The sequence below is a fragment of the Mesorhizobium sp. M2A.F.Ca.ET.039.01.1.1 genome (assembly GCF_003998035.1).
Lineage (GTDB): Bacteria > Pseudomonadota > Alphaproteobacteria > Rhizobiales > Rhizobiaceae > Mesorhizobium.
Genome location: NZ_RZRY01001437.1, coordinates 1 through 589, shown reverse-complemented (window position 1 = coordinate 589; position 589 = coordinate 1). Strand labels below are relative to the sequence as shown.

Annotated in this window: 2 protein-coding genes; both read right to left on the bottom strand. The window is 57.4% G+C overall.

Going from position 1 to position 589, the window contains the following annotated elements; all coding sequences use genetic code 11:
* Positions 1 to 192: hypothetical protein (locus EOA24_RS40310; protein ID WP_133375080.1), on the bottom strand; the 192-nt coding region annotated here is incomplete at its 3' end.
* 112 nt (positions 193 to 304) lie between these two features.
* On the bottom strand, positions 305 to 589 hold a 285-nt coding region (locus EOA24_RS42680; protein ID WP_210213667.1), incomplete at its 5' end, for a hypothetical protein.

Below are 589 nucleotides of genomic sequence, written 5' to 3'. Positions count from 1 at the left end.
CTTGTCGACTAGGTCGGTAGCCAGCCAACTGTCGATGTAGTCACCGGCATCCCAGAGGCTTCGGGTTAGCTCCTCATCGTTCGGTTCAATCCGCTCAATTACACGCTCGAACGCGGTGTTGGCGGCGTCGATCAGTACAGCACGGTCGGCCCCTGCAACCGGCAGGGACGCAATAATGGCATTGGAATCCATGAGTGGATCATCCTTCTGGAAGGGGCGTTTGTGACATCAGCCTTGTCGGTCGCCATCCCGACGGTGGTTCTTAGTGTGGTGGCTAATCAAGGCGCCAGGCGCCACCTTCTGCTCACATGCGCACAAGCAGGATACGCTGGAATTTCGTAGATGCAATCCAGGGCAAGAGGGACAGCACCGAAATGCAAGCTCGGCGCCCACCTCTAAACCGCCTGAGGGGCCGGCGAAGACAGACAAGGAGATTGAAAATTTCATCCGCCATTACGAGCAGAAGGGCGCAACGGCCCTGCCGTTCGATCACGAACTGCTGGAGGAACGGGCAAGGCGCAGCTAGATCAAGCACAAACTTAACATCGACAAGTCGCTCGCTCTCTTGCGCCCGGCAGCGATCGAACAA